This window comes from Marinobacterium sp. MBR-111 (assembly GCF_040547585.1).
GTDB classification, from domain to species: domain Bacteria; phylum Pseudomonadota; class Gammaproteobacteria; order Pseudomonadales; family Balneatricaceae; genus Marinobacterium; species Marinobacterium iners.
In genome coordinates, this window is sequence record NZ_JBEPQA010000023.1 from 25,741 (window position 1) to 39,226 (window position 13,486).

Annotated in this window: 11 protein-coding genes; 7 read left to right on the forward strand and 4 right to left on the reverse strand. The window is 57.4% G+C overall.

The genetic code is table 11. The features are described from left to right. Positions 1-201 precede the first annotated feature (201 nt). Positions 202-621, reverse strand: coding sequence for a hypothetical protein (locus tag ABIE61_RS14595; protein WP_091827436.1), 420 nt, complete (start codon positions 619-621; stop codon positions 202-204). Positions 622-763: 142 nt separating this feature from the next. Further along, complete coding sequence (locus ABIE61_RS14600) at positions 764-2,695, reverse strand: FAD-dependent monooxygenase (protein ID WP_354410755.1); 1,932 nt, start codon at positions 2,693-2,695, stop codon at positions 764-766. A 255-nt stretch (positions 2,696-2,950) separates the two neighbouring features. Between ABIE61_RS14600 and ABIE61_RS14605 the strand changes: the two genes are divergently transcribed. After that, positions 2,951-3,430 carry a MaoC family dehydratase gene (locus tag ABIE61_RS14605; protein ID WP_354410757.1) on the forward strand — a complete coding sequence of 160 codons (480 nt, stop codon included), beginning with the start codon at positions 2,951-2,953 and terminating at the stop codon, positions 3,428-3,430. Between the two features lie 41 nt (positions 3,431-3,471). Here ABIE61_RS14605 and ABIE61_RS14610 read toward each other — a convergent pair whose 3' ends face one another. Then, positions 3,472-4,923 carry a DNA recombination protein RmuC gene (locus ABIE61_RS14610; RefSeq protein WP_354410759.1) on the reverse strand — a complete coding sequence of 484 codons (1,452 nt, stop codon included), beginning with the start codon at positions 4,921-4,923 and terminating at the stop codon, positions 3,472-3,474. 116 nt (positions 4,924-5,039) lie between these two features. On the opposite strand from ABIE61_RS14610, the gene ABIE61_RS14615 reads away from it, so the two are divergent. From ABIE61_RS14615 to doeB2, 3 genes are all read left to right on the forward strand, one after another. Beyond that, positions 5,040-6,431, forward strand: a complete 1,392-nt coding sequence (locus ABIE61_RS14615; RefSeq protein WP_354410761.1) for a mannose-1-phosphate guanylyltransferase/mannose-6-phosphate isomerase — start codon at positions 5,040-5,042, stop codon at positions 6,429-6,431. A gap of 61 nt (positions 6,432-6,492) precedes the next feature. Then, positions 6,493-7,026 carry a DUF3750 domain-containing protein gene (locus tag ABIE61_RS14620; RefSeq protein ID WP_354410764.1) on the forward strand — a complete coding sequence of 178 codons (534 nt, stop codon included), beginning with the start codon at positions 6,493-6,495 and terminating at the stop codon, positions 7,024-7,026. Positions 7,027-7,107: 81 nt separating this feature from the next. Then, positions 7,108-8,277, forward strand: coding sequence for a N(2)-acetyl-L-2,4-diaminobutanoate deacetylase DoeB2 (doeB2, locus tag ABIE61_RS14625; protein WP_354410766.1), 1,170 nt, complete (start codon positions 7,108-7,110; stop codon positions 8,275-8,277). A 426-nt stretch (positions 8,278-8,703) separates the two neighbouring features. Here doeB2 and ABIE61_RS14630 read toward each other — a convergent pair whose 3' ends face one another. Beyond that, entirely contained in the window at positions 8,704-9,627 is a 924-nt protein-coding gene (locus ABIE61_RS14630; RefSeq protein WP_354410769.1) for an AraC family transcriptional regulator, read from the reverse strand. Positions 9,628-9,879: 252 nt separating this feature from the next. Between ABIE61_RS14630 and ABIE61_RS14635 the strand changes: the two genes are divergently transcribed. The 3 genes from ABIE61_RS14635 to ABIE61_RS14645 all read left to right on the forward strand — a co-directional run bounded on the left by ABIE61_RS14635 (position 9,880) and on the right by ABIE61_RS14645 (position 13,445). Next, positions 9,880-10,929 (forward strand): NAD(P)-dependent alcohol dehydrogenase, encoded by a 1,050-nt coding sequence (locus tag ABIE61_RS14635; RefSeq protein WP_354410772.1) that lies wholly within the window; start codon positions 9,880-9,882, stop codon positions 10,927-10,929. A 40-nt stretch (positions 10,930-10,969) separates the two neighbouring features. Continuing rightward, positions 10,970-12,088: an alpha/beta hydrolase gene (locus ABIE61_RS14640; RefSeq protein ID WP_354410775.1), complete on the forward strand. Its 1,119-nt coding sequence runs from the start codon at positions 10,970-10,972 to the stop codon at positions 12,086-12,088. Positions 12,089-12,227: 139 nt separating this feature from the next. Continuing rightward, on the forward strand, positions 12,228-13,445 hold the full coding sequence (locus ABIE61_RS14645; RefSeq protein WP_354410778.1) for an MFS transporter: 1,218 nt from the start codon (positions 12,228-12,230) through the stop codon (positions 13,443-13,445). The last annotated feature ends 41 nt before the right edge of the window (positions 13,446-13,486 follow it).

The following is a 13,486-nucleotide window of genomic DNA, read 5'->3' on the forward strand; positions in this document are numbered from 1 at the left end:
ATTACTTTATATTGGGAGAGTAAGCCCTTTTATGCAAGCTGCGATTACGAGATGGATACTGTCGCACATTTTTGCGCTGATGGGTTTGCGATGATGTTTGGCGAACTGACGACTGAGCATACGGAATCGATCACTTACGCCAGATCTGTTCATGTACCAGGCCAAGTGCAGTTCATCATCGATGGCTTGCTGGTGTCGTGATCAAAGACTTATGGCTTGCTGAACGTTCTGATCACTGCCGTTCGGCCCCTGCTGTCCACCGGACAGTTGGCGCTCTATCTCTTCCCTGATCATTGCTTCGATCTTCATCCGCACATCAAATGGCAGTTGGGCCAGAGACTCTTCAGTCAGGCCCAGCTCCTTGAGCACCTGGTAGCGAATGCGTTCAGCGGGTGACATCTGCAGCAGGCGCATCAGCTCATCGTGCGCATCCTGCTCTGCAGTTTGCTCCATACGCATGTTGTTTTCTGCAGCCTGATCTCGCTCAAGCTGTTCTCGGCTTTGAGCAGCCGTTCTGGCGGCCTCTTCCTGCAGCAGCACGGCAAAATCCACCTCTCCTTTTTCACTCGCGGATCGGGTCTGCGTGATCATAGGAGTTGAGTGTGAGTCGATCCTGATCATCCGGGGCTCCTTTATTAGGTGACACCAGACTCAAGCAAGATTCAGGCCATGATCTTTAACTCAATCCTATCAACAACTTGAGCGCCACAAGTGGCAAAGTGCCGCCTGCAAGCAGGTCAGTGCTTGCCGCTGCGGCGACGCCTTATGCAATCATGAACTCATCAAAGAATGCACTCAGCTCTACATGCGCATCAAGCGGCAGGATAGTGGCAATATGCTGGTCCGGCCGAACCACAACCATGCAGCCGCTGTCGCGATCGATACCACGCTGCTCGAAAACATCGTGGCTGGCATCGGTCTGAAACACCTTCTCATAGTCCCTCAGCCCATATTTGCCCTTGGCAGGCCAAAGATAGTTCGGCAGCGTTTCTATGGCGAGATCCTGCTGCTGGAACACAGCGTAGACATCGATCACCGAGTCAATATCCGCACCGGCAGGCGTATATTTCTTGACCGGCGATAACGCTGCGTTTTCAAGAAACTGTACCAGTTTGCCGGTCTCTGAAGCGGTATCTCGCGGATCCTGCCTGTTGCCGAACACGAATACGCGCCAACGACCGTCCGCCTTGTTCAGATGGCCAAGGTGGACAGGACAACCATCGGCGACACGAACCGCTTCGGCTGAATGGAAACGCTGACCAATCGGGAAGCCCGTTGCCAGCCCCTGATGCTCATGACCGGTACACAGATAGGATTCATCGTAACCAATGGATGTACCCGCGATAAAGCCGTTCTGTCTGGCGATGAACTTCTCGATATCCGCCGTGCTGGTCTTCCTGGTCTGTCCCTCTGCCTTGTCTGCACTCGGGCGCGTGGCCACCAGGGCTGACATTTCACGGTCGGCGTTGATCAGCATCTGCGCTACCTTGCGGCGCTCCGTAACATAGGTCTGCAACAGCTTGGGATCAGACTTGCCCTGCAGCACTGCGGCCAGTTTCCAGCCCAGATTGAACGTATCAGGCAGCGAGGTATTCAGGCCCCAGCCACCCTTGGGGCTGTGCGTATGACAGGCATCACCGGCCACAAAGGCACGCGGAATGAGACCGTCCGGGTTGCCCACCGGGTTGTTGTCGAATCGTTCGGCAACACGCTGACCCACTTCGTAGATTGACCACCAGCCCACTTCCTTCACATCAAACGAATACGGCTGCAGAATCAACTGAGCCCTGGCGATGAGGTCATCAGCCGTCAACTCGAGCTGTGATGCCCTTTGATTATTCTCCAGAAGCCCCAGCTCCACATACAGTCGGACCAGATAGCCGCCCTCTCGGGGCACGATCATCACGGCACCGTTTTCCTTGGACTGGATAAAGGTTTTGACGCGGATATCGGGGAAGTCGGTGACCGGCAGAACGTCCATGACGCCCCATGCCTTGTTGGCAGAGTCACCCTGCAACTCAATACCCAGACTCTTGCGCACCGCACTGCGCGCACCGTCAGTACCGACCACATAACGCGCCTTGACCGTTTCAACTTTGGCCGACTGCTCGGCATCAACACGCTCAAAGGTCGCCGTGATCGGGTGTGCATTCAGGTCTTGGGTAAGACTTTCATCCACCTCCAGTTCAAGAAGGCGGCGGCTGTAGTGTGGCACCAGATGTGTAACCGATTGCGCCATGCCTTCCAGCAGCAGTTCATGCAACCGTGCCTGGTTCACGACACCGTGAACGAACTCAGACAGACCGAGGCGCGCATCCGGTACCTTGTGGGTGCGCTTGATGTTTTCGGGATGATCGGTGTCTGGCTCCCAAAACGCATTCTGACGCAGCTGGTAGCACTCTTTTACCAGCATCTCGCTGCTGTTGAAGGCTTCCATGATCTCCATGGTGCGGCAGGAGATGCCATCGGCCTGGCCAAACAGCATGGGGCCGGACTTCTGCTCAACGATACAGGTTTTGATATCGGCAAACTCGGACAGCTGACGTGCCAGTGCGAGCCCTGCGGGGCCACAACCGACAATCAGGACATCCACTTCCTTAGGCAGATCCACAATGGGCGGCGGGGCAACCGGCTCACGCGCAGCATCAGGAATTTGGTAGTTGCCGGGTTTGAAACCGTTGAGATGATATTGCATCACGCGATCCTCTTATGCTTATTCGCAGGGCCAGTATGACTTTAGCCCGTCTTTGCGTTTGTTGGTTGTAAGAAGACTAGAGGATTGGTGCCGCGAGCCTGTCATCTGAAAATGGGGACAAGACGCTCGCTCATCAAGAATGTGCAGTGTCTCCTCGGATAAAAGAACCGCTTTTTTTGATGATAAATATCACCTATCCTTCGATCCGATTGATAATGGTCACCATTAAAAATCCCACTGCACAGGAGTGATGCCTTGCCTACCCCAGCAAAGTTTTATTTAGAAGATTTGAGCGTTGGACAGATATTCACCAGCAGTACGGCACAACTTGATGAAAAGGCCATTGTGGAATTTGCCCGCAGCTACGATCCGCAACCTTTTCATCTAGACGCGTCAGCGGCAAAAGACACCCTGTTCGAAGGGCTTGCCGCCAGCGGCTGGCATACCGCATCGACAACCATGCGTCTGCTGGTGGAGGGCGGAATGCCGGTTGCAGGCGGCCTGATCGGTGCCGGCGTCGAGGTCAGCTGGCCAAAACCTACACGCCCTGGTGACACCTTACAGGTGACAAGTGAGATAACCCAGGTCACACCCTCCCGATCACGGCCAGACCGGGGCATTGTCACTGTCCGTTCGGAAACATCCAATCAGGATGGGCATATTGTCCAGATCATGACGTCCAAACTGGTCGTTTTCAGCCGAAGTACCGGCCAGGGCGACATGATCCGTGGATGACGCCTTAAGTCACGCGTCAGACCTATCGCGCACAGTTCACGTCAACTGCCGGTATCCAGCTCCAGTTTGGCCTTGTCGACCAAGTCTGTCGGCAGTTCTTTCTGCACCGAAACGCCGAGTTCCTTGAACTCGGCCGCCTGCTTGATCAAATTGCCTCGACCCGAGTACAGCTGTGCAAACGCGCGCTCATAGCTGATGCGAGCGCCATCCAGCTTCTTGCCCACATCCTGCATGCTGGTGAGAAAATTGTTCAGCTTGTTGTAGAACCGCTCGGCCCGGTCAGCCAGCTCGGCGGTATGCTTGCTCTGATCCTCGAAGCGCCACAGCTGCCGCACGATGTTGAGACTGGTCAGCAGCGTGGTTGGTGTCGCCACCAGTACATTCTGCTCCAGTGCCCGCTGATACAGGGTTTCATCAGCTTTCAGCGCCTCTACATAGGCCGACTCCACCGGGATGAACATGATCACGATTTCAGGTGAATTCAATCCCGGCAGACGATCATAACGGCGCTCGGCCAGCTCCTTGATGCGATCGGCAACCGCACGGGCATGCTCGCGCAAAGCCTGCTGACGTTCACTGTCCTGTTCAGCATTGACATAACGAGTGTAGGCCGCCAGCGAGGTCTTGGCATCAATGATCAGGTGCTTGTCACCGGGCAGATAGACGATCGCATCGGGACGCTGGCGTCCATCTTCACCGTTGAAGCTCACCTCACGCCGGTAATCGACGCCGGCCCTGAGGCCCGCGTTATCCAGTACGTTCTCAAGCATCAACTCGCCCCAGTTGCCCTGAACCTTTTTCTGTCCCTGCAAAGCAGTGGTGAGTTTTTCGGCCTGTTCGGTAATCGCACGATTCAGCTGCTGCAGATTTTGCAATTCGGTACGCAACTGGACACGCTGCTCCGTTTCCCGCAGGTGAATATGCTCTACCTTTTCCCGAAAACCCTTCATCTCGCTTTGGATTGGATTCAGTAGATGGTTAAGGCTCTGCTGACTCATTTCGGTAAACGCCTTGCCCTTGCGCTCCAGAATTTCGCTGGCCAGCTGCTCAAACTCCTTTTTCAGCTGCTCACGACTGGCTTCGAGCTGTTCCATCTGCTGCTGGAAATGGCGTTCCTGCTCTTCACGCCGTGTCTTAAGGGCACTGTGTTCAGATTGCAGCTGCTGCAACTCTTGCTGCAGTAACTGAAGACGTGATTTCTCTTCCTGCCACCAGCTTGCATATTGCCGTTCGGCCTGCTGACGCTCGTCATGCTGCACCTGCAGCCGGCTCAGCTCGACCTTCAGCCTGAGTTGCTCCTGTTGCTGTTGCTGAGTCTGGTCACGCAGCATGTCACTTTCATCCTGCAGCTGCTCAAGCTGGAGTTGAAGCTGGGCAGCAACCTGTCGCTCGCGTTCAAGCTTCAACCCGCTGCGCCAGCTGACCAGCGCCCAAACCAGCAGCGCGATGATCAGCGAAGAAACAATGGCAGGAAGCAGATTTTCAACAGGCATAACGGTCTCATCCGTACGGGTTTTCAACATGTTAGCAAAGCCGAGACGGATTCTCTTCACTCCATCTCGCAACGCTTTGCGGTACACTGCAGCTTTTCGTCAACCCGAGATCCAAGATGCAGCCCGTTATTCTGGCCGGTGGCAGTGGCAGCCGCCTCTGGCCCCTGTCCCGCCAGCATCATCCCAAGCAGTTTTTAAGCCTGGCCGGCCAGCAAAGCCTGCTGCAGCAGTGCCTGCAGCGCGCCGCTCAGATCAGTCAAGTCCATGCACTGCTAATAGGACGCGAAGAGCATCGCTTTCTGTTGGCCCAACAGCTGCAGGAAACGGGGTTGCAAGGCCGCATTGTGCTGGAACCCGAAGGCCGCAACACGGCGGCCAGCCTTGTACTGGCCGCACTGGATGCTGTTGAGCGGGGTACCCCCTGCCAGCTGTTGCTGGCCCTGCCGGCTGACCAACTGATCGAACCGATTGACTCTCTGGCGCAGGCGGCTGAAAGCGCCAGACCCGCCGCCGAATCCGGCCAGCTTTGCCTTTTTGGCGTAGTGCCTGATCATCCCGCAACCGGGTATGGGTATATTCTGCCAGACCCTGCAGATCCGGTTCAGGTTGAGCGCTTTATCGAGAAGCCCGATGCGGTGCAGGCGGCTGATCTCATTGAGCGCGGAGCCTTCTGGAATGCCGGGGTGTTACTCACTCGGGCGGACACATTACTGGCAACTCTGACGCCCCTGCAGCCGGATCTTATTGCAGCCTGCAGGCATGCCTGGCAACAGCGCACGACCGACCTGGACTTCATCCGGGTGGGTGTCGAGCCCTTTCTAACCTGCCCTGAGATCTCTATCGATCATGCGCTGCTGGAGCATGCTTCCAGCTGCCACGTTACCGCACTGCAGGCCCACTGGCAGGATCTGGGCAGCTGGGCAGCCCTCGAACAGCAGCTGCCTGAGACACCCGATGGTTGCCGCGCTCAAGGCAAGGTGACACGTTTACACTGCCACAACACGCTGTTCATGGGTGGGGAGCGGTTGATTGCAGCTCTGGGGCTGAGCAATCTGTTGGTGGTGGATACCCCGGATGCCTTGCTGTTGGCCGACAAGAACTACGCCAATGAGATGAAGCAACTGGTAGCCGAACTGCAGCAACAGGACCGATCCGAGCTGATCAACCATCCCCGGGTTCACCGCCCCTGGGGCTTTTACGAGCATCTTCTTGACGGTCCCGGCTTCCGCGTCAAGCTGATCAGCGTCAGCCCCGGCGCCGCCCTGTCTCTGCAGCGCCACCGGTATCGTGCCGAGCACTGGGTCGTTCTAAGCGGCCATGCCAGCATCTCGCGGGATGCTGAACATATTGAGCTGGGTGCCAACCAATCCATCGCCATTGCGCAAGGACAGCTGCACCGGCTATCCAACAATGGCACGGAACCCCTGTTGATTCTTGAAGTCCAGTCGGGTGATGTACTGGATGAAGCCGATATCGAACGGCTGGATGATCGCTATGGCCGTGGCTGATATTGGCACTGATCAATCCGGATGCAAAAAAGCTGCGTAAAATGAATCAGGAGGCCCCTTTATGATACAACCCAAACACCTGCTGATTCTGATGCTGTTACCACTGCTGGCGGCCTGTGCCAACAACGACTGGCGCACCGCCAGCCGTGCCAGTGCCGGCATCGCTCCCGACCCGAGAACAACACCCGAGCCCGTGATACAGGTCTACGCCGCGGACGCCTGGGGCTGGCGAGGAATCTTCGCTGTGCACACATGGATCGCGCTCAAGCCGCGCAACGCGGATCAGTACACCGTCTACGAAGTTGTTGGCTGGCGCGAGCGACGCGGCTTGCCGGTACTGCGCATTGAACAGGATACGCCTGACCGCCACTGGTTTGGCGCCAGGCCTGAGCTGATTCTGGACCGTCGCGGCGAAGGCGTGGATGAGCTGATCACCCAGATCGAGAGCACGGCACAAGACTACCCCTGGAAACATGAATACCGCGTATTCCCCGGCCCCAACAGCAATACCTTTCCGGCCTGGGTCGCTCAAAAAGTGCCTGATCTGCAACTGGAACTGCCGTTCAGAGCGATCGGTTCGGGCTGGGCAGACTGACGATCGATTTGGGGGTTGGCGCGACTCTCTGCCAGACTGTGTGACATGACAAGATGTACAACCCACTGACAAGGAGGGGGCATGTCTCATTCATGGCAGGCCATCATGCAAGAGGCTGTTCAGTTCAGACACCAGCTGCATCGCCAGCCGGAGCTGACCTGGCAGGAGCAAAACACCAGCCGAATGATACGAGAACAGTTGGACAAACTGGGGATTGCCTGGCGCAGCTGTGCAGAATACGGCACGCTTGCCACTCTTGCTGCTGATGCAAGCGGACCTCATATCGCCCTGCGCGGCGACATAGACGCCCTGCCTATCGAAGAGCTTACCGACCTGCCCTACCGATCTGAATCGCCCGGCTGTATGCATGCCTGCGGCCACGACGGCCATACCGCAGCCCTTTGGGCAACAGCAGCCTGGCTGAAGGCTCACGAAACAGACCTTCCGGGCCCCGTTACACTACTGTTTCAGCCGGCTGAAGAAGGCGGTCATGGCGCCCGCAAAATGATTGAAGAAGGAGCACTGAACGGCATTGACCGTATTTACGGCTGGCATAACTGGCCCGCCATCCCCTGGGGACAGGCGGCCTGTCCCGATGGGCCGGTCATGTCCGGCAACGGTACCTTTCACATCACCCTCACCGGCAAAGGGGGCCACGCCAGCCAGCCAGAAATCTGTCGCGACCCGGTGCTGGCCGCCGCAGCCGTGACCCTTAACCTGCAGCAGATCGTCAGCCGACGCCTGCCGCCTCAGTCCGCGACCGTGATAAGCGTTGCCTCCATTGAAGCACCCAGTGCACCGACCGTGACACCCGAGACCGCTCGCATTGAGGGCAGCATCCGTTTGGCACAGCCCGAGCTGCGTCCACTGGTGAACGAACTCATCGAGCAGATCACCCAAGACACGGCGCGCACCTACGGTGTCACGGCGCAGGTTGAAACCGTGAAGCGCTATGAAGCCACCATCAATCATCCTGAAGCGGCCGCAGAATACCGCCGCGCACTTGAGTCCTCTCTTGGGGAAGAGTGGCAGATGCAGAACCTGCCGCTGCCAATCATGGCATCGGAAGACTTCAGCTATTACCTGAACGAAGTGCCGGGGGCGTTCGCGCTGATTGGCATGGCACGGGAAGACAACTTCCAGGCCCCCTGCCACAGCCCACACTACCAGTTCAATGACGACTTGCTGCCCAGAGTGGTAGAGGTTTTTGCCCGACTGGCAGGAGCGCCTTTGCCGGAAAAGGCCGATTGATTACCTATCCGAGTGTTTGAAGCACAACCGGGATGAATACTATAAGCGCCTGAAAGTAATTTCAGCCGAAAGGGACTGGAACGGCTGGATTGCTTTTTTCCTCAAGCTGATCAAGCTGACTGAGGGACGTGATGTGTTGTGAGCCGTTTGTGGAAGTAGCAATGGCAACAAAAGACCTTGTGGAGCGCAAAGTCAGATACATACTCCTCAAGTTCAGTAGTAAAGTCTGCAGGCTCCACAAACTGTTGCCCAATTAGGCTCAAATTTAAAACCCTGGCCTACGAGACCAATGCTATTGAGTCCGTGGTGAACTGCTTTGACGGACAACCAATCAGCAGTATTTGGCCCTTTGCAGACGTCAGAGTTTGTTGATGGCTCCCAGTGTCAGGGACGTTAACGGAAAAGCGGCCATTACCAATCAATCTATCAGTTGGCCGCCTGGGCACGCAACGCCTCTATATCACGCTTGGGCGAAGTCCCGAACATACGGCTATACTCGCGGCTGAACTGGGATGGGCTCTCATAACCCACTGTGTAAGCAGCACTGGCGGCATCCAAATATTCGCTCAACATCAGCCGTTTAGCTTCGCTAAGACGCAGCCACTTCTGATATTGCAGCGGACTCATGCCTGTCAGTCGGCGAAAATGGCTGTGAAAGCTGGGCGAGCTCATTTGCACGGAGGCCGCCAAGGCATCAATACGCAGTGGCTCGGCATAATGCAGACAAAGCCAGTCGATTGCTTTTGCGATCTTGTACCCTTGCCCCTCCACCGAGGCGATCTGGCGCAGCCGACTGCCTTGGTCACTGGTGAGTAGACGGTAATGGATTTCACGTATGATCCCGGGGGCCAGTGCCGTGATGGCCGCAGGCTCGTCCAGAAGTTCCAGCAGTCGCTTGAATGGATCCAGTATCAGCGGCGTTACAACGCCAGTGCCGAAACAACCGTCGCCGGCACTGCTCTCGGCAGCCGGTACCTCTCCGTGCGCCAGCATTTCGGTAATCAACCGAATATCCAGCTCCAGATTCAGCCCCAGGCAGGGAGCCTCGGTGCTCGCCGTCAATGTTTCCGACTTGGCGGGCAGCTCCAGTGAAGTGATCAGGAAACGGGAGATATCGTAGGGATAGGCCTCATCGCCGGCGAACACCTGTTTGTTGCCCTGCACCACCAGCACGATGCTCGGTTTGATCAGGCAAAACGCTGGCGGTGTGGGCGCTTCGCGGCGGAACAGGTTGAACCCCGGGATCGCGGTCGCGACATCCGTCTGCTCCAGAGTCCAACGATCGATGAGAGGCACCAGTGCCTGTTGCAGGGGGCTGCAAGACGCATGCAGCCTGGTTGACGTGTTCATGCCTGATTCCTGTTCCCCCGGTTTGACGATTTCCAAGCGGCTCATGGCAAGGCAAGACAGCGCCTGCCGTACTTTTCAAGCCTACCCCAAACTGAAACCAAAATATCCTGAACGGATGCAAACTCATCGGATCAGGCAATAGAACCAATGGATCGTTATATCGGTGCATGACAAAAGGCAGCAATAATTTATGCCACATCATCAGTGACTCGTGCCAGCGGTCACCCGAATAATTCATGTCGAGGAGTTCCCATGTCCATTCACGCATACGGTGCCCACGCCGGCGACCAACCGCTTGAACCGATGAACATCACTCGCCGCACTCCGGGTGCGCACGATGTGCAGATCGACATCGCCTACTGCGGCGTCTGTCATTCCGATATTCACCAGGTACGCGCCGAATGGGCCGGCACGTTGTTCCCCTGCGTGCCCGGCCACGAGATCGTTGGTCGCGTCGCGGCGGTGGGTGCACATGTATCCGACTATCAGGTTGGTGATCTGGTCGGCGTCGGCTGCATCGTCGATAGCTGCAAACACTGCGCGGATTGTGCCGAGGGGCTGGAGAACTACTGCGATGAGATGATCGGCACCTACAACTTCCCCACGCCGGACGCACCGGGGCATACCCTGGGTGGTTATTCCGAGCAGATCGTGGTGCATGAACGGTACGTGCTGCGTATCCGTCATCCTGAAGCCCAGCTGGCCGCCGTGGCGCCGCTGCTCTGTGCCGGTATCACTACCTACTCACCGCTGCGCCACTGGCAGGTCGGCCCGGGACACAAGGTCGGTGTCGTCGGCATCGGTGGTCTGGGTCATATGGGCATCAAGCTGGCCCATGCCATGGGCGCTCATGTAGTCGCGTTTACCACCTCGGAATCCAAGCGCGAAGCCGCCAAGGCACTGGGTGCGGACGAGGTTGTGGTCTCACGCAATGCCGAAGAGATGGCAGCCCATGCCAACAGCTTCGAATTCATCCTCAACACCGTGGCCGCGCCGCACGATCTGGATGCGTTTCTGACCCTGCTCAAGCGTGACGGCAACCTGACACTGGTAGGCGCCCCGTCCTCGCCACATCCGTCGCCGGAGGTGTTCAACCTGATCATGAAACGTCGCAGTTTGTCCGGCTCTATGATCGGCGGTATCCCGGAGACCCAGGAGATGCTGGATTTTTGTGCCGAGCACGGCATCGTCGCGGACATCGAGATGATCCGTGCCGATCAGGTCAATGATGCCTACGAGCGCATGCTCAAGGGCGATGTGAAGTACCGCTTTGTCATGGATATCGCCACGCTTGCCGACTGAGTCGCTGGCGCAGAATGGCTCACTTAACGGAGGCTCCATCATGAACAATGAAACCCACAACACCCCCATTCACCAGGAGGAACCGAACATGGCACGCCGCAACCTGATCAAGCTGGCCGGCATCGGTGCCGCGACTGCGGGCGTGGCCGCGATGACCACCGGTCAGGCCTTCGCTCAGTCAGAACAACAGCCGTCTGCACTGACACTCAGCGATGAATGGGACAAGACCTTTGCCAAGAGCGACAGGGTTGACCACCGCAAGGTCAGCTTCAAGACCCGCTATGGCTTCACCCTGGCGGCGGATATCTACCAGCCGAAAAACAGCAGCGGCAAGCTGGCAGCGATCATCGTGAGTGGTCCCTTTGGCGCAGTGAAAGAGCAGTCATCCGGCCTCTATGCACAAACCCTGGCCGAGCGTGGTTTCGTTACCCTGGCGTTCGACCCCTCCTACACCGGCGAAAGCAGCGGTGAACCGCGTAACGTTGCTTCACCGGATATCAGTACCGAAGACGTCAGTGCCGCGGTCGATTTCATCGGCCTGTTGCCGGATGTCGATCGCGAGCGCATCGGCATTATCGGTATCTGCGGCTGGGGTGGCATGGCGCTGAACGCCGCGGCAGTGGACAAGCGCGTCAAGGCTGTTGTAGCCAGCACCATGTACGACATGACCCGCGTCATGTCCAAGGGGTATAACGACAGCCTGACCCAGGAACAACGCACCCAGACCCTGGAGCAACTGGGTCGGCAGCGCTGGCAAGATGCCGAAAATGGTGCCCCGGCCTATGGCCCGGTTTCGCTTGAGCTGAGCGGAGGTGAACCGCAATTTGTGGTGGAATATGCGGCCTACTACAAATCACCAGAGCGAGGCTTCCACCCGCGCGCAATCAACTCGAACGCGGCCTGGACGCTGACCACTCCGCTGTCGTTCATGAACATGCCGATCCTGAGCTACATCGCGGAGATCTCGCCGCGTCCGGTGCTGTTTGTCCATGGTGAACAGGCTCACTCGCGCTACTTCAGCGAAACCGCCTACGCTGCGGCGGCAGAGCCGAAGGAACTGATGATCATCCCAGGTGCCAATCACACCGACCTGTACGACCAGATGGATATGATCCCGTTTGACAAGCTGGCAGCCTTCTTCCAGCAGCACTTGGGCTGAGCCACCCAGGGCCAGCCTTCTCGTACCGGCACTGCGCTCCCTTTTTTTGGGGGGGCCGCGGTGCCGTCCTCATTTTCACTCCTGATCATCGCCTGTGCGAGTGGTCGGGCTTGCTGTGTTCAGCAACAGGTATCGCTGCATGACTCAATCCTGTGAAGCGTCTTTCGACACCATTTTACCTGCCCAGGAGCCGGCTAAGCCGGTAGAGCGCTGGGGCGCCGTATTCGCCATGTCTCTGTGCGCCTTTATCATGGTCGCCGCCGAGTTTCTCCCGGTCAGTCTGCTCACGTTGATGGCCAACGACCTGGGCGTCAGTGAAGGGGCGGTGGGTCAGGGGATCTCGATTTCAGGTCTGTTTGCACTGCTGACCGCGTTATCCATCTCTCCACTTGCCGGCAGCTTGAACCGTCGTGTACTGCTGCTTGGGCTGACCGGGGTCATGGTGCTGTCGACCCTGATAGTAGGTTTCGCCTCCAGTTACACTCTTTATATGCTGGGACGTATCCTGGTAGGAGTTGCTCTGGGCGGTTTCTGGTCGTTGTCGGCTGCCGCAGCCGTGCGCCTGGTGCCTATCGACAAGGTCCCCAAGGCTCTGGCCATCTTCAATGCCGGCAACGCACTGGCGATGGTGATTGCGGCGCCGATGGGCAGCTATCTGGGCGCTATCGTCGGTTGGCGAGGAGCATTTCTCTGTCTGGCGCCGCTCACTGCGCTGGCCTTTGTCTGGCAGTGGCTGGCGCTGCCATCCATGGCTGCCGAACAGCGGAAAAAGAAACTGGTCGACATTTTCAAGCACCTGAAACAGGTCCGGATTCTGCTCGGCTTTAGTGCCGTCTCGTTGCTTTTTGCCGGACAGTTTTCGCTGTTCACCTATATCCGGCCCTATCTTGAAACGGCCACAGGTGTAGATAGCGTGACGCTCTCTTCGATTCTGTTGTTGCTGGGGGTTGCAGGCTTTATCGGCACCACGATCATCAATCGCTTCCTGCAAGCGAGCCTGCATCTGACGCTCTGTATCATGCCCGCCATATTGGCGCTCATTGCGATCATGCTGATCGAGTTCGGAGGCAACCTGACAGCAGTGGTTGTTTTGCTCGGCTTCTGGGGGCTGATCGCGACTGCCGCACCCGTCGGCTGGTGGGCCTGGGTGACCCGATCAATGGCACAGGACTCGGAAGCCGGCGGCGGCTTGATGGTGGCATTTGTACAGCTCGCCATCGGCCTTGGCTCCACTGTCGGCGGTATTATGTTCGATCATTACGGCTATCAGGTTTCATTTAGCCTGAGCGCAGCATTGCTGCTGGCCGCGGCCCTGAGCGTGTTGGTGCTGCGTGCGCTGGAATCAGATAAAGACTGAAAGGAGGTTGGCTTTGAACTGGAAAAAACCTCGGCTGCAAG

Coding starts and splice junctions, on each gene's coding strand:
- ABIE61_RS14595 (WP_091827436.1), bottom strand. CDS start 621: ATGATCAGGATCGACTCACACTCAACTCCTATGATCACGCAGACCCGA.
- ABIE61_RS14600 (WP_354410755.1), bottom strand. CDS start 2,695: ATGCAATATCATCTCAACGGTTTCAAACCCGGCAACTACCAAATTCCT.
- ABIE61_RS14610 (WP_354410759.1), bottom strand. CDS start 4,923: ATGCCTGTTGAAAATCTGCTTCCTGCCATTGTTTCTTCGCTGATCATC.
- ABIE61_RS14615 (WP_354410761.1), top strand. CDS start 5,040: ATGCAGCCCGTTATTCTGGCCGGTGGCAGTGGCAGCCGCCTCTGGCCC.
- ABIE61_RS14620 (WP_354410764.1), top strand. CDS start 6,493: ATGATACAACCCAAACACCTGCTGATTCTGATGCTGTTACCACTGCTG.
- doeB2 (WP_354410766.1), top strand. CDS start 7,108: ATGTCTCATTCATGGCAGGCCATCATGCAAGAGGCTGTTCAGTTCAGA.
- ABIE61_RS14630 (WP_354410769.1), bottom strand. CDS start 9,627: ATGAACACGTCAACCAGGCTGCATGCGTCTTGCAGCCCCCTGCAACAG.
- ABIE61_RS14635 (WP_354410772.1), top strand. CDS start 9,880: ATGTCCATTCACGCATACGGTGCCCACGCCGGCGACCAACCGCTTGAA.
- ABIE61_RS14640 (WP_354410775.1), top strand. CDS start 10,970: ATGAACAATGAAACCCACAACACCCCCATTCACCAGGAGGAACCGAAC.
- ABIE61_RS14645 (WP_354410778.1), top strand. CDS start 12,228: ATGACTCAATCCTGTGAAGCGTCTTTCGACACCATTTTACCTGCCCAG.